Source organism: Streptomyces djakartensis (genome assembly GCF_014651075.1).
GTDB classification, from domain to species: domain Bacteria; phylum Actinomycetota; class Actinomycetes; order Streptomycetales; family Streptomycetaceae; genus Streptomyces; species Streptomyces djakartensis.
Window position 1 is genome coordinate 417,876 of sequence record NZ_BMWE01000002.1, and the last position, 19,109, is coordinate 436,984.

Here is a 19,109-nt window from a genome sequence, read left to right on the forward strand (position 1 = left end):
TCCGACGAGGCGGGCGGGGGCCTTCTCCGGTGATCCCGCGTAGTCCGGCGGCGACGAGCCCCCCTTCCTGCCACGAGGCGCACGACCATGGAGGACATACCAAGCGGTTGGTAATCTGCCGGGCATGACGACTGCCGCCCTTGAGCCGCTCGCCGGCCGACGCTGCCAGAACGTGCTCAACTCCCTGCACGCGACGCACTACTTCTCGCCGGACCTGGGACGGGAGCTCGGTGCCGTCGGCATCACCCGTCCCCACGCGGTGAATTTCGCCGTCCGGGCCGCCGCCCTCGGGCCCGTCGGGGCCGGGGCGGTGGCGGCCGCCTTCTACAACTACAAGTACGAGCTGGTGGCCCGGCACGTGCCGGCGGTGTGGGAGAGCGCCACGCCCGGCCAGGTGCTCGCGGCACGCACGCGCGCCGTCGACGCGACACTGCGCCGCCTGCTGGGCGACCAGACCCTGGCGTCGGCGGAGATGGCCGAGGCCGCCCGGCTCGCGCTGCGCGCCACCGAGGCCTGTTCACGCGGGGCGAGGCCGCTCTACGCCGCCCACGCCGACCTGCCCGTCCCCGAGGAGCCGCACCTCGCGTACTGGCACGCGGCGACCCTGCTGCGCGAGCACCGGGGCGACGGGCACCTGGCCGTGCTGATGTCCGCCGGGCTCGACGGTCTGGAGGCGATGGTGACCCACACGGCGACGGGCAAGGGCATGACACCGAAGTGGGTGTTCACCACCCGCGGCTGGAGCCAGGAGGACTGGGACGCGGCGACGGACCGGCTGCGTGAGCGCGGACTGCTGGACGGGGCGGGCGAGCTCACCGAGCGGGGCGCCGCCCTGCGGCAGGAGATCGAGCGGGAGACCGACCGCCTCGACCGGGCCCCGTACGAGCACCTGGGCCCGGAGGGCGTGGCCCGGCTGACCGATCTGGGAGGGGCGTTCGCGCACGCGGCGGTCACGGCGGGGGCCTATCCGGCTGATCTGCTGGGCAAGGCGTGAGGCCCGCCGCGCCCCGGCCGTGAACCGCGCCAGGGACAAAGTGTCGCCGTAACGCATGGTGAGGCGATGGCGAGGTACCCGGTCTCTCCCGGCCTGAGCGGCCGGGAGAGGAGAGGAGAGTTACGTGTTCCGTGCCATCGCAGATGTACTGCGTCAGATCGGCGGCGCCATCGCCACCGTCGTGACACTGCCTTTCCGGGCTCTGGCCCGGCTCTTCGGCGGGGCTTCCTCCACCGCCCACGGCCGCAGGGCCTGATCGGGGTCACTTCCGACGTGCCGGGTGCCGCCCTGGCCCCCGAGTGTCCGTGCCACCTGCCACAATTGCCGCGCAACCTCAGTGGAGAAGGCGGTACGGGACGTGACGACACCCGGGTCCCTCGAAGTAGGGTCCATCGAAGGCAGGATCGCCGAGGAACTCGGCGTGCGGGAGCGGCAGGTCAGGGCCGCCGTGGAACTGCTCGACGGCGGTTCTACGGTGCCCTTCATCGCCCGCTACCGCAAAGAAGCGACCGAGATGCTCGACGACGCGCAACTGCGCACGATCGAGGAGCGGCTGCGCTATCTGCGGGAGCTGGAGGAGCGGCGGACCGCGATCCTGGAGTCGGTGCGCGAACAGGGCAAGCTCACCGAGGAGCTCGAGGCACGCATCCGGGGTGCCGAGACCAAGGCGCGCCTGGAGGACATCTACCTCCCGTACAAGCCCAAGCGGCGCACCAAGGCGCAGATCGCGCGTGAGGCCGGTCTCGAGCCGCTGGCGGAGGGGCTGCTCGGCGATCCGTCCGTCGAGCCCCTCGCCGCGGCCGCCGCGTTCGTCGACGCCGGCAAGGGCGTGGCCGATCCGCAGGCCGCCCTCGACGGCGCCCGGGCGATCCTCACCGAGCGGTTCTCGGAGGACGCCGACCTGATCGGCGAGCTGCGCGAGCGGATGTGGGTGCGCGGGCGGCTGGCCGCCAAGGTGCGAGAGGGCAAGGAGGAGGCGGGGGCGAAGTTCGCCGACTACTTCGACTTCGCCGAGCCGTTCACCGAACTGCCCTCGCACCGCGTCCTCGCCATGCTGCGCGGCGAGAAGGAGGAGGTCCTCGACCTCGTTCTGGAGCCCGAGGAGCCGACCGACGGCCCGTCGTCGTACGAGGGCATCGTCGCGAACCGGTTCGGGATCGCCGACCGGGGCCGCCCCGCCGACAAGTGGCTGACGGACACGGTCCGCTGGGCGTGGCGCACCCGCATCCTCGTCCATCTCGGCATCGACCTGAGGCTGCGGCTGCGCACCGCCGCCGAGGACGAGGCGGTGCGGGTGTTCGCGGCGAACCTGCGCGACCTGCTGCTCGCAGCCCCCGCCGGCACGCGCGCCACGCTCGGCCTGGACCCCGGCTTCCGTACGGGTGTGAAGGTCGCCGTGGTCGACGCGACCGGCAAGGTCGTCGCCACGGACGTCATCCACCCGCACGTCCCGGCCAACCGGTGGGACGAGGCGATCGCCAAGCTGGCCCGGCTCGCGAAGGAGCACGCGGTCGAGCTGATCGCCATCGGCAACGGCACGGCGTCACGCGAGACCGACAAGCTGGCCGGGGAACTGATCGCCAAGCACCCGGAGCTGAACCTCACGAAGGTGATGGTGTCCGAGGCCGGCGCGTCCGTGTACTCGGCGTCGGCGTTCGCCTCGCAGGAGCTGCCCGACATGGACGTCTCGCTGCGCGGCGCCGTGTCGATCGCCCGGCGGCTCCAGGACCCGCTGGCCGAGCTGGTGAAGATCGACCCGAAGTCGATCGGTGTCGGCCAGTACCAGCACGACCTGTCCGAGGTGAAGCTGTCGCGTTCGCTTGACGCGGTGGTGGAGGACTGTGTGAACGGCGTGGGCGTGGACGTCAACACGGCGTCGGCGCCGCTGCTGTCCCGGGTCTCCGGCATCACCTCCGGGCTCGCCGAGAACATCGTGGCGCACCGGGACGCGAACGGCCCGTTCAAGTCCCGGGGTGAGCTGAAGAAGGTGACGCGGCTCGGCCCGAAGGCGTATGAGCAGTGCGCGGGCTTCCTGCGCATCCGCGGCGGTGACGATCCGCTGGACGCGTCCAGTGTGCACCCGGAGGCGTACCCGGTGGTCCGGCGCATGGTGAAGACGGCGGGGCAGGAGGTCGCCGGTCTCATCGGCAACACCTCCGTGCTGCGTTCGCTGAGGCCGCAGGACTTCGTGGACGAGACGTTCGGTCTGCCGACCGTCACCGACATCCTCAGGGAACTGGAGAAGCCCGGCCGCGACCCGCGCCCGGCGTTCAGGACGGCCGCCTTCAAGGAGGGCGTCGAGAAGATCTCCGACCTGTCGTCCGGGATGGTCCTGGAGGGCGTGGTGACGAACGTCGCCGCCTTCGGGGCGTTCGTCGACGTGGGTGTCCACCAGGACGGGCTGGTGCACGTCTCCGCGATGTCGAAGACGTTCGTCAAGGACCCGCGGGACGTGGTCAAGCCCGGTGACATCGTCAAGGTGAAGGTCCTCGACGTCGACATCCCGCGCAAGCGGATCTCGCTGACGCTGCGGCTGGACGACGAGGCGGCCCCGCAGGGGCAGGGCGGCGGTTCCGGTGAGCGCCGGCAGCGCGGCGGGCGTCCGCCGCAGCAGCGGCAGGGCGGCGGGCGCGGCGGCCAGGGCGGTGGTTCGCGTCAGGCGCCGCCGCCGGCCAACAGTGCGATGGCCGATGCTCTGCGCCGGGCCGGGTTGGTGGATCCCAAGGGTGGCAGGCGCTGACGGTTCCGTCGGAGGGGTTGTGGGGAGCTGCGGGGCCGTTGTGGCTGGTCGCGCAGTTCCCCGCGCCCCCGGGGAGGGGCGCTTCGCGCCATCTCCTCCCCCGGTGGGAACCCGCCTGACGTATTGTCAGCGCTCGGTGACCTTGCCGTCCGCCACCTCCAGACGGCGGGTCAGGTGTACGGCGTCCAGCATGCGGCGGTCGTGGGTGACGAGCAGGAGGGTGCCCTCGTAGGAGTCGAGGGCCGCCTCCAGTTGCTCGATGGCGGGCAGGTCGAGGTGGTTGGTCGGCTCGTCGAGGACGAGGAGGTTGACGCCCCGGCCCTGCAGGAGCGCCAGGGCGGCCCGGGTGCGCTCGCCCGGGGAGAGCGTGGCCGCGGGACGCAGGACGTGGTCGGTCTTCAGACCGAACTTGGCCAGCAGGGTGCGGATTTCGACCGGTTCGGTGTCCGGGACGGCCGCGCGGAAGGCGTCGAGCAGCGGCTCCTGGCCGTGGAAGAGCTTGCGGGCCTGGTCGACCTCGCCGAGCAGGACGCCCGAGCCGAGGGCGGCGTGCCCGGAGTGCAGGGGGACACGGCCGAGCAGGGCGGCGAGCAGCGTGGACTTGCCGGCGCCGTTCGCGCCCGTCACCGCGACCCGGTCCGCGAGGTCGATCTGGAGGGAGACCGGGCCGAGTACGAAGTCACCGCGGTGCACCTCGGCGTCCCGCAGGGTCGCCACGACCGCGCCCGAGCGGGGTGCGGAGGCGATCTCCATGCGCAGTTCCCACTCCTTGCGGGGCTCCTCGACGACTTCCAGGCGCTCGATCATGCGCTGGGTCTGCCGGGCCTTCGCGGCCTGCTTCTCGCTGGCCTCGCTGCGGAACTTGCGGCCGATCTTGTCGTTGTCGTTGCCCGCCTTGCGGCGCGCGTTCTTCACGCCCTTGTCCATCCAGGCGCGCTGCGTCTGGGCCCGGTCCTGGAGGGCCGCCTTCTTGTCGGCGTACTCCTCGAACTCGTCCCGGGCGTGCCGGCGGGCGACCTCACGCTCCTCCAGGTAGGCCTCGTAGCCACCCCCGTAGAGGTTGATCTGCCGCTGGGCGAGGTCGAGTTCGAGGACCTTGGTGGCGGTGCGGGTGAGGAACTCGCGGTCGTGGCTGACGACCACCGTCCCGGCGCGCAGGCCGCTCACGAAGCGTTCGAGGCGCTCAAGGCCGTCCAGGTCGAGGTCGTTGGTCGGCTCGTCGAGGAGGAAGAGGTCGTAGCGGGACAGCAGCAGGGAGGCGAGGCCGGCGCGGGCCGCCTGACCGCCGGACAGGGACGTCATCGGCTGGTCCAGGTCGACCGCGAGCCCGAGCGAGTCGGCGATCTCCTCTGCGCGTTCGTCGAGGTCCGCGCCGCCGAGGCCGAGCCAGCGCTCCAGGCTCGTGGCGTAGGCGTCGTCGGCGCCGGGCGCCCCTTCGACCAGGGCCTGGGTCGCCTCGTCCATGGCCCGCTGGGCCTGGGCGACGCCGGTGCGGCGGGCCAGGAACCCGCGTACCGTCTCACCGGGCCGGCGCTCGGGCTCCTGCGGCAGGTGGCCGACGGTGGCGGCCGGCGGGGACAGCCGCAGTTCGCCCTGCTCGGGCGCGGTGAGGCCGGCGAGCATCCTGAGCAGGGTGGACTTGCCCGCACCGTTGGCTCCGACCAGACCGATCACGTCACCGGGCGCGACGACGAGGTCGAGGCCGGTGAACAGGGAGCGGTCGCCGTGCCCGGCGGCGAGGTTCTTGGCGACGAGGGTGGCAGTCATCAGGTCGCTGATCCTAATCGCCGCCGCGGCCGGTCCGGGTGCCTGCCTGTTCTCAGTGGGGCACGGCGGTCACCAGCACAGTCGTGGAGGTGCGCGCCACCAGGTAGGACCGCCCTCTCATCCTCTTGGCGCCGAGGGCGACGCGGTGGCGGCCCGGTTCGAGGACGCCGTCGAAGATCTCGCGGGTGTGAGGGCGGGCGAGCCGGTCGAGGCGGTAGGCGGTGAGCGTGACCCGGCAGGCGGAGGTGACGTCGATGTCCGCCGTCCCCCCGTCCGCGGTCAGACCGGTGAGGCGGCGCCGCTCGGCCGGGCCGCGGTCCAGGGCGTGTTCGATCTGGGCGACGAGGAGGGGGACGATCGGGGCGAGGCCGTCGACGCAGGTGACCGGGACCCGGGCGTCCTCGAAGGCGCGCCGGACGGCGGCCCGTTCCCGCTCGCCGACGCCGGGGCCGAAGGCGACGGCGTCGTAGCGGCTCAGTTCGTCGGCGGGCACCGCGTCGACGTCGTGGGTGATGTCGGCGCCGACGCCGATGGTGCGCAACGCGGCGGCGAGCTTGGCCAGGACGGCGACGCGGGAGCCGATGAGCAGGACCCGGCGCCGGGTGTCCGGGGCGGAGCCGTCGAGCAGGGCGGTCAGTGCCGCGCGGTACTCGGCGCCGCGGAAGCGGAAGGGGCCGATGCCGTGGTAGGCGTTGAGGTCCAGGTCGGCGTGCTCGCCGGTCTGCCAGGCGAAGTCCCGCCACAGGAAGTCCTCGCCGTCCCGGCGGATGACCGCGGTGACGGCACCGCAGGCCAGGTCCTCGCACTCGGGGCATCCGTAGACGACGTACCGGCCGCCCGGCAGCGGGGCCGGGCTCTCCAGGAGCAGGCTGCGGACCTGGGCGGTGAAGATCGCGGGTGGTACGTCGGAGGCGAGCGGGGAGACCGCGTCGAGGTCGGAGAGCTGGAACAGCAGCGGGCGTCCGTCGACGATGAAGTCCACGAAGTCGCGGTGGACCTGGTAACCACCGTCGGTGCGGACGCCGCCGGCCCGCGTCGCGGGGGCCAGGCCGAAGGTCGCGTACTCGGCACACATGGGGTGAGTATTCCCACACCGTGCGTGATGTGAGCACGGCGGGACGCATTCCGCTACGGTCCGGGCATGGGCGGTGAGCGCGGTGGCGAGATCGTGGTGGTCGGCGGCGGGGTCGTCGGACTGGCGACCGCGGTGGTGCTCGCCGAGCGCGGGCGGCGGGTGCGGGTGTGGACGCGGGACTCCGTCGAGGCGACCACCTCGGCGGTCGCGGGCGCGCTGTGGTGGCCGTACCGGATCGAGCCGGTGGCGTCGGCGCGGGCGTGGGCGTTGCGGTCGCTGCGGGTGTACCAGGAGCTGGCCGAGTCGGCCGGGCGCAGCGGCGTACGCGTGGTCGACGGGGTGCTGGGCGAAACGCGTCTCGACGACGTCGATGCGTGGCTGGCGGGGCGGGTGCCGGAGCTGCGCGCCACCTCGGCCGGGGAGTATGCGGGCGCCGGAGTGCGGGCCCGGCTGCCGCTCATCGACATGTCGGCGCATCTGCCGTGGCTGCGGGAGCGGTTCGTGGCGGCCGGCGGGGTGGTCGAGGAGCGCACGGTGACCTCGTTCGCCGAGGTCGAGGCACCGGTCGTGGTCAACTGCGCGGGCCTGGCCGCGCGGGAGCTGGTGCCGGACGAGTCCGTGACTCCCGTACGCGGGCAGCTGGTCGTCGTCGAGAACCCCGGCATCGACACCTGGCTGGTCTCCTCCGACGCGGCCGGGGAGTACGCGTACATGTTCCCGCAGCCGGGCGGACTCGTCCTGGGCGGTACGGCGGAGGAGGGCGTCTGGTCGCTGGAACCGGACCCCGCGACGGCTGAGGCGATCGTACGCCGTTGCGCCGCGCTGCGGCCGGAGCTCGAGGGGGCGCGGGTGCTGGCCCACCGGGTCGGGCTGCGGCCCACCCGCCCGGCGGTGCGCCTGGACAGCGAACCGCTGCCCGGCGGGCGCCTGCTGGTGCACAACTACGGCCATGGCGGCGCGGGGGTGACGGTGGCCTGGGGGTGCGCGGAGGAGGCGGCCGGACTGGCACTCGCCTGAACACCACCGAGCCGCCGCGGTCACACACAGCAGGCGGAGGGGACCGAGCGGCCCGGGCCCAGAGGCCGGGCCGCTCGGTCACCGGTCAGTGTTTGCCGATCGGGTCTCCCTCGACGTCCGGGCCGCGACCCGGACCGACGCGGAACTCGAACTCGCCGTCGTACTTCTCGTGTCCGGCGATGACGGCCTGCTCGACGGCCTCGGAGCCCATCTGTTCGCGGACCATGACCGGGTCACGGCGAAGGTCGCGCATGAGGGCGACGCACATGAAGGTCATCACGACGACGAACGGGGCCGCCGCGAGGATCGTGAGGTTCTGCAGACCGGTCAGGGCATCACCCTGACCGCTTCCGACGAGAAGCATGATCGCGGCCACCGCACCGGTGACCACACCCCAGAACACCACCACGAACCGCCCGGGTTCGAGCGCGCCCTTCTGCGACAGGGTGCCCATGACGATCGACGCCGCGTCGGCTCCCGACACGAAGAAGATGCCGACGAGGATCATCACGAGCAGGCTCGTGACGGTCGCGACGGGGAACTGCTGGAGCACGTCGAAGAGCTGGCCCTCGGCGGTCGCCTCCTTGCCGAGCCGCCCGTCTTCCTGCATCTTCATCGCCGAGCCGCCGAAGATCGCGAACCAGATCAGGCTGACCGTGCTGGGCACCAGGATGACGCCGCCGACGAACTGCCGGATGGTGCGGCCCCGGCTGATGCGGGCGATGAACATGCCGACGAACGGCGTCCAGGAGATCCACCAGGCCCAGTAGAAGACCGTCCAGCTGCCGAGCCAGTCCGCGACCCCCTCCCCGCCGCTGGCCTCCGTACGGCCGGCCAGCTGGGGCAGGTCGCCGAGGTAGGCGAAGACGGAGGTCGGCAGCAGGTCGAGGACGATGATGGTCGGACCGGCGACGAACACGAACAGGGCGAGCACCAGCGCCAGCACCATGTTGGTGTTGGACAGCCACTGGATGCCCTTCTCCACACCGGAGACCGCGGACGCGACGAAGGCCAGGGTCAGCACCGCGATGATCGTGACGAGCAGCCCGGTGCTCACCTTGTCCATCCAGTTCAGCTCCTGGACTCCGGAGCCGATCTGCAGCGCGCCCAGCCCCAGCGAGGCGGCCGAACCGAAGACGGTCGCGACGATCGCGAGGATGTCGATGACACGGCCGGCGGCGCCGTTCGCGTGCTTCTCGCCGATGAGCGGGGTGAAGACGGCACTGATGGTCTGGCGCCGCCGCCTGCGGAAGGTGCTGTAGGCGATGCCGAGACCCACCACCGCGTAGATCGCCCAGGGATGGAGCGTCCAGTGGAACAGGGTGGTGGCCATGGCCGTCTCCATGCGGTCGCCGGAGTCGGCCGGATTGGTGCCCGGCGGGGCGGTCGAGTAGTGGGAGAGCGGCTCGCTCACACCGTAGAACATCAGGCCGATGCCCATGCCCGCGCTGAACATCATCGCGACCCAGGACACCGTGCGGAACTCGGGCTCCTCCCCCTCCGCTCCGAGGTGGATGCGCCCGTAGCGGCTGGCCGCGAGCCACAGGGCGAACACGACGAAGCCGGAGGCGGCGAGCATGAACGCCCAGCCACCGTTGTGCATCAGCCCGCTGAGCATGCTGGTGGAGACGTCCTCGAGCGAGTCGGTCGCCACCGCACCCCAGACCACGAAGGCGAGGGTGAGCGCCGCGGTGACGCCGAAGACTATCCGGTCGGTTCTGGGCCGTTCCTGACCGGGGAGGCCCGCTTCCGAACCCGGAAGCGTGCCTCCCGCAGGGGGGCTGTGATCGCTTGGTCGGTCGTTCGTCACAGGCGGCACCTTTCATTGGGACGTAGGAGGCACGTAAGTCCTCCGTAACGCCCCTACCACCTGTGGCGCAAATTCACCCCCTTCAACATTGCGTTTCGGGAACAGCTTGGGTCAGGTGGTACGCGGCCCGCGCGTCCAGCAACAGCGGGACCAGTGCCCTCAGGGGCTGACGCAGCGGGACGAGCACTCCTTCACCGCCCTTGCGTACGCGTACACCGTGCAGCGCGAGTTCGTCTCCGACCTCGGCGTACTGCCCAGGGGTGAGCCGGTAGCCGCACGGCGGGTCCTCGATCACGTCCGCCGGTTCGGGCGCGTCGTTGTCGGCACCGCCCACGTAGACGGGGCCCGTGTCGGCCCAGCCCGTGAGCCGGGCCCTGCCCGTCGCCGCCTCGACCGCTCCACGGCGCTCGTCGGTGTACCGGAACAGGCCTCCCAGCGCGTCCAGTTGGGAAGTGACCCGACGCCGTTTGTTCAGCGCCGCGTCCTGCTTCTCCGCGTCCGTGAGTGGATCCACGCGGCTCTCGATGAGCAGTCCGACCCCGTGCTTCACACCGGACATATTGCGCAAAATGCGCTCCTGTCCGTCTCCTGCGACCTGTTTGACCGGTTCGCCCGTCACGGGGTCGGTCCAGATGCCGTAGGTTCCGGTCGAGTGGCCGGCCCGCTGCGCGGCGGGGCGGACGTACTCCTCGGACAGGGTCTTCGCCTCGTCGCGCACCGCCTGGTGGGTGTTGAGGTTGCGCGGCCACAGGTCGAAGAGGTCCTTGTCGTAGTACGGGGGTGTGGCGCCGTACTCGTGCAGGTCGTACACGAGGTCGGGGCGCTGGTCGCGGATGAGCGCGGCAAGTGCCCGGCCTTCGGCGGTGCGCAGGGCGAGGTGGTCGCGGTTGATGTCGACGCCGTCGCTGTTGCCGCGCGTGTCGGCGGCCCGGCCGTCGGGGTTGGCCGTGGGCACCACGAGGACCGTGGTCCGGTCCAGGAAGCGCCGGGTGCGGCTGTCGCGGGCGTACGCGAGATCGCGGATCGTGGTCAGGCAGGCTTCCCGGCCGGAGGGTTCGTCCCCGTGCTGGCTGCAGACGAGCAGCACCTTGCTGGGTGCCGGACGGGTGCCGATCCGGACGAGCCGGAGCGGGCGGTCCTGCTTGGTGGTGCCGATGCGTGTCACCGAGACGCGGCTGCTCGACCGGTCGACCGCCTCGAGGAAGTCCTGTTCCTCGGGCTGGGTCGTCCAGCGCGCGCCCTGGGACTGTTCGAAGCCGGTGCGCGGCGGGGATTCGGTGGTGGCCCGGGCCGGGACGGCGGCAAGGGACGCGGCGAGGGCCGCCGCTGCCAGGGTGAGTGCGCGGACGCGGATCACTGGCTTCCTCCCTCCGGGACGCGGTGGGAGGTGCGCGGCACCCGTACGCCGTCCAGGAAGCCGGCGTCGGGCCTGGTGAACGCCGCACCCTCGGTGGCCCGGGCGAAGGCGGCGGCTCCGCCGACGAACGGCACACGCGCCGTGGTGCGGGACAGGTCGAGTTCGAGCCGGGGCCGGTCCGCGGGAGGGTCGATGAGGCCCTTGTCGGTGCCCGCGACGATCAGTGCCAGGCGGTGCCCCTTGGGCACGACGTGGTCGGTCGCCGCCAGGTCGATGGTGATCGTGTACCGCTTGCCCGGGGTGAGCGGGGAACCCTTCAGGTCCGACGCGTGGTTGCCGAGGTCGGCCCAGCCTCGGCTGACGACCGTGTGGTCGACGTCGGCGGTCCTGGCCTTCGTCTCCTTGAAGCAGGCGTTGTCGCCGGTGGTGCTCGCGCCCCAGCAGGTCCGGTCGGTGAGGGTGGTGATCCCTTCACCGTCGTCGGCGTAGTCGCGGATGGTGCCGGGGCCGGCGTCCACGAGGACGGCGGAGAGATGGGCCGTCGGCGTGGAGGGCGTCGCGGTGACGGTGACCTCGGAGGAGCCGGACAGGCGAAGGGCGCGCCCGAGCGGCGGGGTGACGAAACCGGCCTTCCCCGGTGTGGGCTTGTCTAGCTGCCCGGCCCAGTCGGTCTCGCTCAGGTCCGGGTCGTCGGTGAAGGTCTCGGTGCCGTGGCCGCGGTGCAGGCCGAGGGTGCCGACGCCGGCCGCCTTGCCTCGGTCGGGGCGCAGGGTGGCGGCCCGGGTGCCGTTCGGCGGCCAGACCCTGGAGGTCGTCCACCGGTCGGGGTGCCGTTCGATGTCGGCCATCGGCTCACGGTCGATGCCGTTGTCGTAGCCCATGAGTTCGTGGTCGAACCAGCGGTGCAGCGTGTCGACCCAGGCGGCGCGGCGGAAGTCGAAGGGGTCGACGTGGCCGGTCTGGGAGAGCCAGATCTTGCGCTCGACGCCGTTCTCGGCGAGGGCGTCCCACCACTGGCCGACGTGCTTCATACGGACGTTGAGGTCCTGCATGCCGTGGACCAGGAAGACGCTGGCCTTGACCTTCCGCGCGGCCCTGACGTAGTCGCGTTCGCTCCACAGCGCGGTCCAGTCACCGGTGCGCGGGGCCCCGTCGACGAGCCTGCGCTGCACGGCGCCGCACTTGGCGCGGGCAGCGGGGCTGTTGACGAAGTCGGACAGCCATTCGGGGCCGGAGTCGTACAGCGGGGCACCCTGCTGGAAGTAGTAGTCGTACCAGGAGGAGATGGCGCTGATCGGGACGATGGTCTTCAGGCCTTCGACGCCGGTCGCGGCGACGCCGTTCGCGATGGTGCCGTCCCAGCTCTTGCCGATCATGCCGGTCCTGCCGTTGGTCCAGCCGGCCTTGACGCGGGTGGTGCCGGTGCGGGTGGTGTAGGCCTTGGCGCGGCCGTTCAGCCAGTCGACGACGGCCTTCGCGGACCGGACGTCGGAGCGGCCGCCGACGTCGACGCAGCCGTCCGAGCGGTTGGTTCCGGCCAGGTCGACGCCGATGACGGCGTAGCCGCGGGGCACGAAGTAGTTGTCGTAGAACAGCGGCATCCGTACGACGTCGCCGTTCGCGTCGTACGTCTTCTTCTGGCTCTCGTTGCCGCGCCCGCAGCAGGAGTAGTACGGGCTGGCGTCCATGATGACGGGGACCTTGCGGCCCTGCCGGGCGGGTTCGCGGGGGCGGACGATGTCGACGGCGACCCGGTCGGCCTTTCCGTCGCCGTCGCCGTCGAGTCCGGTGTCCACCCAGACGGCCTCGCGGATGGCGTTCTCGTAGGAGTGGACGGGCCGGCTGCCGTGGGGGGCGGCGTGTGCCGCGGCCGGGGTGAGCAGCGTGGCCAGCAGGGCGGCCGCGGCCGCCGTCGCGAGCGGTCTCCAGGTCGTGAAGCGCGTGCGTTTCGGCATGGCCGGACGCTACCTCGGTCAACTCCTGTTCAGAAGACGGCACCTGACGGACCGGCGTGTCCGGCGGTGGTCGCCGGCGGGCAGGGGTCTCATGTCGGCCGGATGGCGATCGTGTGACACCAGGGGCCATGGACATGACCGGTGCCGCAACGGGTCAATAGGCTCCGGAAAGACTTCGGGACCCTACCGACTTGGAGTGTTGCGTGCACCGCAGAATCATCGCGCCGGGAGCCCTGGCGGCGGCCGTTCTCCTGCTGGCGATCCCGGCATCTGCCGCCTCCTACTCCCCCGGCGCGCCGGGCATCGGCGACCCCTACTACCCGGCCTACGGCAACGGCGGATACGACGTCTCCCACTACGACCTCCGCCTGAAGTACCAGCCGGCCACGGACGAGCTGGAGGGCACGGCGACGCTCGTGGCCCGCACCACGCAGGACCTGTCGCGCTTCGATCTGGACTTCCTGCTCGACGTCGGCGAGGTGCGCGTCAACGGCGTGAAGGCCTCGTTCCGGGCGTCGGGCGAGCACGAACTGGAGATCACGCCGAAGACACCTCTGGCCAAGGGCACGCCCGTCACCGTGGTCGTGCGCTACCGCGGGGTGCCGTCCTCGAAGAAGGCGTACGGCTTCACCAGCTGGCACCGCACGCCGGACGGCGGGGTCGCGGCGAACGAGCCCGAGGCGGCGGCCTGGTGGTTCCCGGGCAACGACCACCCGCTCGACAAGGCCACCTACGACGTGTCCGTGCTGGTCCCGGACGGCACCCAGGCCATCTCCAACGGCAGCCTCCAGTCGACGAGTTCACGGCTCGGCTGGACCCGCTGGAACTGGCGCTCCGACAAGCCGCAGGCCACGTATCTCGCCACCCTCGCGGTCGGGAGGTTCGACATCACGACCGGCACGACCGAGAGCGGCGTCCCGGTCCTCAACGCGTACAGCAAGGACCTCGGCGCGAACGACGGCGCGGCCAGGGCGAGCCTGGAGAGAACCGGGGAGATCGCGGACTGGCTGGCCGGCTACTTCGGGCCGTACCCCTACAACGCGCTCGGCGGATACGTGCCGAACACGACCACCGGGTACGCCCTGGAGACCCAGACCCGGCCGTACTACAGCCCGCGGCAGTTCACGGGCGGGTCGAACGTGTCCCTCGTCGTCCACGAGCTGGCACACCAGTGGTACGGCGACGTGGTGTCGCTCAAGCGCTGGCAGGACATCTGGATCAACGAGGGCTTCGCCCGGTACGCGCAGTGGCTGTGGTCCGAGCACGAGGGCGAGGGGACGGCGCAGGAACTCGCCGACCACGTCTACGCCTCGCACCCGGCGGACGACCCGTTCTGGACGGTGAAGCCCGGCGACCCCGGTCCTGACAACCAGTTCGACATCGCGGTCTACGACCGGGGCGCGCTGGCCGTGCAGGCACTGCGCAACGAGATCGGCGACAAGGCGTTCTTCGCGATCCTCAAGGGCTGGCCGCGGAAGTACGCCCACGGCAACGCCTCGGTCGCCGACTTCCAGCGGTACGCCGAGGAGCTCTCCGGCAAGCCTCTGGCCGCGCTGTTCGACACCTGGCTGTTCCAGCCGTCCAAGCCGACGGCACCGGCGGCCCGGACCGCGTCCGTCGGGACGGCCGGCGGGGCGGTGGCGCAGCCGAGGTCATGGCGGAAGATCGCGGCGACGAACGGCGTGCACGAGCACGCGGAGCGGGGCAGCGGGAGGCACCCGCACTGACGCGGCGGTGGCGTCACCCCCGGACCGGCCTGGCCCCGGGCTGACGCCACCCTGGGAGCGGCCCCGGCCCGTTACCTCGTGAGCCGCGACAGCTCCTGGTCGGCCGTCTGCGAGACCCGGCGGCGGACGCCGAACCAGCCCGCGACCAGCATGACCGCGATGAGCGGCACGAGCAGCAGCGTCTTGCGGCCGACCTCGGGGTCGTTCCACATCATGCCGAGGCAGGCCAGCAGGAAGGCGATCGTGGCGATCTCCGTGACCGGGCTGAGGGGGAGGCGGAAGGAGGGCCGGGCGACCTGGCCCTCCTTGGCGCGGCGGACGAAGACCAGGTGGCAGATCATGATGATCACCCACGTGCTGACGATGCCGAGCGAGGCCACGTTCAGCACGATCTCGAAGGCCTGGGCCGGCACGAGGAAGTTCAGGCCGACGCCGAGCACGCACACCGCGCAGGTGAGCAGGATGCCGCCGTAGGGGACCTGGCTGCGGTTCATGAGCGCGGTGAACTTCGGCGCCGAGCCGGCCATCGCCATGGAGCGCAGGATGCGGCCCGTGGAGTACAGGCCGGAGTTCAGCGAGGACATCGCGGCGGTCAGGACGACCAGGTTCATCACGTCGCCCGCCGCCGGGACGCCGATCTTCGACAGGACCGTGACGAAGGGGCTCTGGTCGGCGGAGTAGACGGAGCCGGGCAGGAGCAGGGCCAGCAGGACGACGGAACCGACGTAGAAGAGGCCGACCCGCCACATGATCGAGTTCACCGCGCGCGGGACGACCTTCTCCGGCTCCGCGGTCTCACCCGCGGCGACTCCGACCAGTTCCAGGGCGGCATACGCGAAGATCACGCCCTGCATGACCAGGACGACGGGCATCATGCCGTGCGGGAAGGCGCCGCCGTTGTCGGTGATCACGCCCAGGCCCGGGGTCTGCCCGCCCACCTCGGACCGCGTCGCGAGCAGGAAGACGCCGATGAGCATGAAGCCGACGAGCGTCGCGACCTTGATGATCGAGAACCAGAACTCCATCTCGCCGAAGATCTTCACCGAGATCAGGTTCACGGCCAGCACGACCGCCAGGGCGGCCAGCGCCAGGACCCACTGCGGGATGTCGGTGAACAGGCTCCAGTAGTGGGTGTAGAGCGCGATCGCGGTGATGTCGGCGATGCCGGTGGTCGACCAGTTCAGGAAGTACATCCAGCCGGCGACATAGGCGCCCTTCTCGCCGAGGAACTCACGCGCGTACGACACGAAGGAGCCCGAGGAGGGGCGGTAGAGCACGAGTTCGCCGAGGGCCCTCACCACGAAGAAGGCGAAGATGCCGCACACCAGGTACGCGATCGCCAGGGCCGGGCCCGCGCTGTGGAGTCGGCCGCCGGCACCCAGGAAGAGTCCGGTGCCGATCGCGCCGCCGATGGCGATCATGTTGACGTGGCGGGGCTTGAGGTCCTTGCTGTAGCCGGCGTCGCCCGCGTCCGCGGGCACCTGGGCCGCGTCGCTCGGGGATGCGGCTGTTGCCGTGTTCACGGCGTCCTTGCTCACGGGTGGATCCACTCTCTGGTGCGCCCGAGCGGGTCGCGCTCGGCTGTCCGGACATGCATGGGGTCCGTGCCCGCTGTAAAGGCACAGACCAAGGGGCCGCCTTCCCCCGCCCTACGCGGCTCACGCGGTGGCGTATGTCACAGAACGCTGCTTCTCACACCGCCGTCACGGTGATCTCCGGAGGTTTCACAGCGCTGGTGAGACAGCGATACTGCTGAACATGACGACCGACACCGAGGAGCCGACCCTCACGATCGACGAACTGGCCGCACGGGCCGGTGTCACGGTGCGCACGGTCCGCTTCTACGGCACGAAGGGGCTGCTGCCGCCGCCGGTGCTCGGTCCCCGGCGCGTGGGCCGGTACGGACCGGAGCATCTGGCCCGGCTGGCGCTGATCGAGGAGCTGCGGCACCAGGGCATGACGCTGGCGGGCATCGAACGCTATCTGCGGCAGCTGCCGCCGGACCTGAGCGCGCACGATCTCGCCGTCCACCGGGCGGTGGTGGCGTCCTGGGCGCCGGAGGCCGTGCAGACGGTCACCCGGGAGGAGCTGCGGCGGCGCGCCGGGCGGCCGCTCGGCGAGGAGGACGTGGAGCGGCTCGTCGCGATGGGCGTGGTCCGGAGGGCGGACGGCGGGTTCCAGGCCGACCTCGGTCTTCTCCGGTTGGGCGTCGGGCTGCTGGACGTGCCCCTCTCACCGGAGGCGATCTTCGCGGCGCGCAAGGTTCTCCTCGAACACTCGCGCGCCGCGGCCCGTGAACTCTCCCGGCTCTTCCGCGGCGAGGTCGCCGAGCGTGACGCGCGTGACGTGCGGTCCCTGTCGGCGCACATGCACCCGCTGGTGGTGCAGGCGCTCCTCACGGCCTTCCAGCGGTCGCTGAAGGAAGAGCTGGGCGAGTGGCTGGCCGGATCAGCCCCGGACTGAGTCGCTGAACCGCTCCCCCCGCTGCGCCTTCTCCACCAGCAGGGCGGGCGGGGTGAACCGCTCCCCGTAGCGCTCGGCGAGTTCCCGCGCACGGGCCACGAATCCGGGCAGGCCGCCCTCGTACCCGTTGATGTACTGCAGCACGCCGCCCGTCCAGCCCGGGAAGCCGATGCCGAAGATCGAGCCGATGTTGGCGTCGGCGACGGAGGTCAGCACGCCCTCCTGAAGCAGCCGGACGGTGTCCAGCGCCTCGGAGAACAGCATGCGTTCGCGCATGTCGTCGAAGGGGATCCGGTGGCCTGGCTTGGTGAAGTGCTCGCGCAGTCCGGGCCAGAGGCCGGTGCGCCTGCCGTCCTCGTCGTAGTCGTAGAAGCCGGCTCCGCCGCTGCGGCCCGGACGGCCGAACTCGTCGACCATGCGGTCGATGACGGCCTCGGCGGGATGCGCGACCCAGGTGCCGCCGTCCTCCTCCACGGCCCGCTTGGTCTCGGCCCGGATCCTGCGGGGCAGGGTCAGTGTCAGTTCGTCCATCAGTGACAGCACCTTGGCCGGGTAGCCGGCCTGCGCCGCGGCCTGTTCGACCGACGCGGGCTCGATGCCCTCGCCGACCATGGCGACGCCCTCGTTGATGAAGTGCCCGATGACCCGGGAGGTGAAGAAGCCGCGCGAGTCGCCCACGACGATCGGGGTCTTGTTGATCTGCCGGACCAGGTCGAAGGCGCGGGCCAGTGCCTCCTCCCCCGTGCGCTCGCCCTTGATGATCTCGACCAGCGGCATCTTGTCGACCGGTGAGAAGAAGTGCAGGCCGATGAAGTCGCTCTGGCGCTCCACTCCCTCGGCGAGAGTGGTGATGGGGAGGGTGGAGGTGTTGGAGCAGAGCAGCGCGTCGGGCGCCACGACGTTCTGGATCTCCTGGAACACCTTGTGCTTGAGGGAGGTGTCCTCGAAGACGGCCTCGATCACGGCGTCGCAGCCCGCCAGGTCCCGCGCCTCGGCGGTGGGGGTGATGCGCGCGAGCAGCGCGTCGGCCTTCTCCCGGGTCGTACGGCCCTTGGCGACGGCCTTGGCGCACAGCTTCTCGGAGTAGCCCTTGCCCTTGACGGCCGCTTCCAGGGAGACGTCCTTCAGGACGACCTCGATGCCGGCGCGGGCACAGGAGTAGGCGATGCCCGCGCCCATCATCCCGGCACCGAGGACGGCGGCCTTGCGGACCGTGCGCGGCTCGACGCCCTTCGGGCGGTTCGCGCCGGAGTTGACGGCCTGGAGGTCGAAGAAGAAGGCCTGGATCATGTTCTTCGACGTCTGCCCGGCCGCGAGCTCCACGAAGTAGCGGGCCTCGATGACCTGGGCGGTCTCGAAGTCGACCTGGGCGCCCTCGACGGCGGCGGCGAGGATGCTGCGCGGGGCCGGGTAGGGGGCGCCGCCCGTCTGCTTGCGCAGGGTGGCCGGGAAGGCGGGCAGGTTCGCGGCGAACTTCGGGTTGGCCGGCGTGCCGCCCGGGATCCGGTAGCCCGGCTTGTCCCAGGGCTGCTGGGACTCGGGGTTGGCGTCGATGAAGGCCCGGGCCTTGGCGAGCATGTCCTCCCGGCTGTCGGCCACCTCGTCGACGAGGCCGTTCTCCAGGGCGCGGCGCGGGCTGTACTGGGTGCCCTGGAGGAGCACCTTCAGCAGGGCGTCGGCGATGCCCAGCAGGCGGACGGTGCGGACGACGCCGCCGCCTCCGGGGAGCAGACCGAGGGTGACCTCGGGGCAGCCGATCTTCGAGCCGGGCGTGTCGAGGGCGACGCGGTGGTGGCAGGCCAGGGCGATCTCGTAACCGCCGCCCAGGGCCGAGCCGCCCAGGGCGGCGACGACGGGCTTGCCCAGGGTCTCGATGCGGCGCAGGTTCCGCTTGACCGCCATGCCGCCGTCGAAGAGTTCCTGGGCCGTCTCGGGCGTGACCCGGATGAGGTCGCGCAGGTCGCCGCCGGCGAAGAAGGTCTTCTTGGCGGACGTGATGATGACGCCCCGGATGGAGTCCTGCTCCGCCTCCAGGCGGTCGGTGACGGCGGCGAGGGAGTCGCGGAACGCCTGGTTCATGGTGTTCGCGGACTGGTTCGGGTCGTCGATGACGAGGGTGACGAGGCCGGTGCGGTCCTGCTCCCAGCGGATGGTGGTGGGCTCAAGTCTCATGTGGAGGTGCTCCGTGTGATCCGTCGGGAGGG

General features: G+C 71.4%; 13 protein-coding genes. 6 read left to right on the forward strand and 7 right to left on the reverse strand.

Features of this window, described 5'->3' with window-relative positions:
• Positions 1-124 precede the first annotated feature (124 nt).
• The 3 genes from IE212_RS05420 (at position 125) to IE212_RS05425 (ending at position 3,734) form a co-directional block, all read left to right on the forward strand.
• Positions 125-994, forward strand: coding sequence for an SCO6745 family protein (locus IE212_RS05420; RefSeq protein ID WP_190196525.1), 870 nt, complete (start codon positions 125-127; stop codon positions 992-994).
• A 124-nt stretch (positions 995-1,118) separates the two neighbouring features.
• Positions 1,119-1,250: an LPFR motif small protein gene (locus IE212_RS35385; protein ID WP_268250573.1), complete on the forward strand. Its 132-nt coding sequence runs from the start codon at positions 1,119-1,121 to the stop codon at positions 1,248-1,250.
• 102 nt (positions 1,251-1,352) lie between these two features.
• The gene (locus IE212_RS05425) at positions 1,353-3,734 is read left to right on the forward strand and encodes a Tex family protein (protein WP_190196526.1); all 2,382 of its coding nucleotides are present in this window, start codon (positions 1,353-1,355) and stop codon (positions 3,732-3,734) included.
• Between the two features lie 126 nt (positions 3,735-3,860).
• Here IE212_RS05425 and IE212_RS05430 read toward each other — a convergent pair whose 3' ends face one another.
• The gene (locus tag IE212_RS05430) at positions 3,861-5,501 is read right to left on the reverse strand and encodes an ABC-F family ATP-binding cassette domain-containing protein (protein ID WP_190196527.1); all 1,641 of its coding nucleotides are present in this window, start codon (positions 5,499-5,501) and stop codon (positions 3,861-3,863) included.
• A gap of 52 nt (positions 5,502-5,553) precedes the next feature.
• Complete coding sequence (locus IE212_RS05435) at positions 5,554-6,576, reverse strand: oxidoreductase (protein WP_190196528.1); 1,023 nt, start codon at positions 6,574-6,576, stop codon at positions 5,554-5,556.
• Positions 6,577-6,642: 66 nt separating this feature from the next.
• Between IE212_RS05435 and IE212_RS05440 the strand changes: the two genes are divergently transcribed.
• Positions 6,643-7,593 carry an FAD-dependent oxidoreductase gene (locus IE212_RS05440; RefSeq protein WP_190196529.1) on the forward strand — a complete coding sequence of 317 codons (951 nt, stop codon included), beginning with the start codon at positions 6,643-6,645 and terminating at the stop codon, positions 7,591-7,593.
• Between the two features lie 85 nt (positions 7,594-7,678).
• Here the strand turns inward: IE212_RS05440 and IE212_RS05445 are convergent, their stop codons facing one another.
• From IE212_RS05445 to IE212_RS05455, 3 genes are all read right to left on the reverse strand, one after another.
• A complete protein-coding gene (locus IE212_RS05445) occupies positions 7,679-9,403 on the reverse strand; it encodes a BCCT family transporter (protein WP_190196530.1) in 1,725 nt (574 codons plus the stop codon).
• An 82-nt stretch (positions 9,404-9,485) separates the two neighbouring features.
• Positions 9,486-10,760, reverse strand: coding sequence for a M14 family metallopeptidase (locus IE212_RS05450; protein ID WP_190196531.1), 1,275 nt, complete (start codon positions 10,758-10,760; stop codon positions 9,486-9,488).
• Positions 10,757-12,715 carry a Xaa-Pro dipeptidyl-peptidase gene (locus IE212_RS05455; protein WP_190196532.1) on the reverse strand — a complete coding sequence of 653 codons (1,959 nt, stop codon included), beginning with the start codon at positions 12,713-12,715 and terminating at the stop codon, positions 10,757-10,759. Before IE212_RS05455 ends, IE212_RS05450 begins: the two co-directional genes overlap by 4 nt.
• Before the next feature lie 203 nt (positions 12,716-12,918).
• Here IE212_RS05455 and IE212_RS05460 point away from each other — a divergent pair, with 203 nt between their 5' ends.
• The gene (locus IE212_RS05460) at positions 12,919-14,442 is read left to right on the forward strand and encodes a M1 family metallopeptidase (RefSeq protein ID WP_190196533.1); all 1,524 of its coding nucleotides are present in this window, start codon (positions 12,919-12,921) and stop codon (positions 14,440-14,442) included.
• 71 nt (positions 14,443-14,513) lie between these two features.
• On the opposite strand, the gene IE212_RS05465 is transcribed toward IE212_RS05460, so the two are convergent.
• Positions 14,514-15,980, reverse strand: a complete 1,467-nt coding sequence (locus IE212_RS05465) for an amino acid permease (protein WP_190196534.1) — start codon at positions 15,978-15,980, stop codon at positions 14,514-14,516.
• A gap of 220 nt (positions 15,981-16,200) precedes the next feature.
• Between IE212_RS05465 and IE212_RS05470 the strand changes: the two genes are divergently transcribed.
• Entirely contained in the window at positions 16,201-16,905 is a 705-nt protein-coding gene (locus IE212_RS05470; RefSeq protein WP_190196535.1) for a MerR family transcriptional regulator, read from the forward strand.
• Here the strand turns inward: IE212_RS05470 and IE212_RS05475 are convergent.
• Positions 16,891-19,077 carry a 3-hydroxyacyl-CoA dehydrogenase NAD-binding domain-containing protein gene (locus IE212_RS05475; RefSeq protein WP_190196536.1) on the reverse strand — a complete coding sequence of 729 codons (2,187 nt, stop codon included), beginning with the start codon at positions 19,075-19,077 and terminating at the stop codon, positions 16,891-16,893. The genes IE212_RS05470 and IE212_RS05475 overlap by 15 nt on opposite strands.
• Between the last annotated feature and the right edge of the window lie 32 nt (positions 19,078-19,109).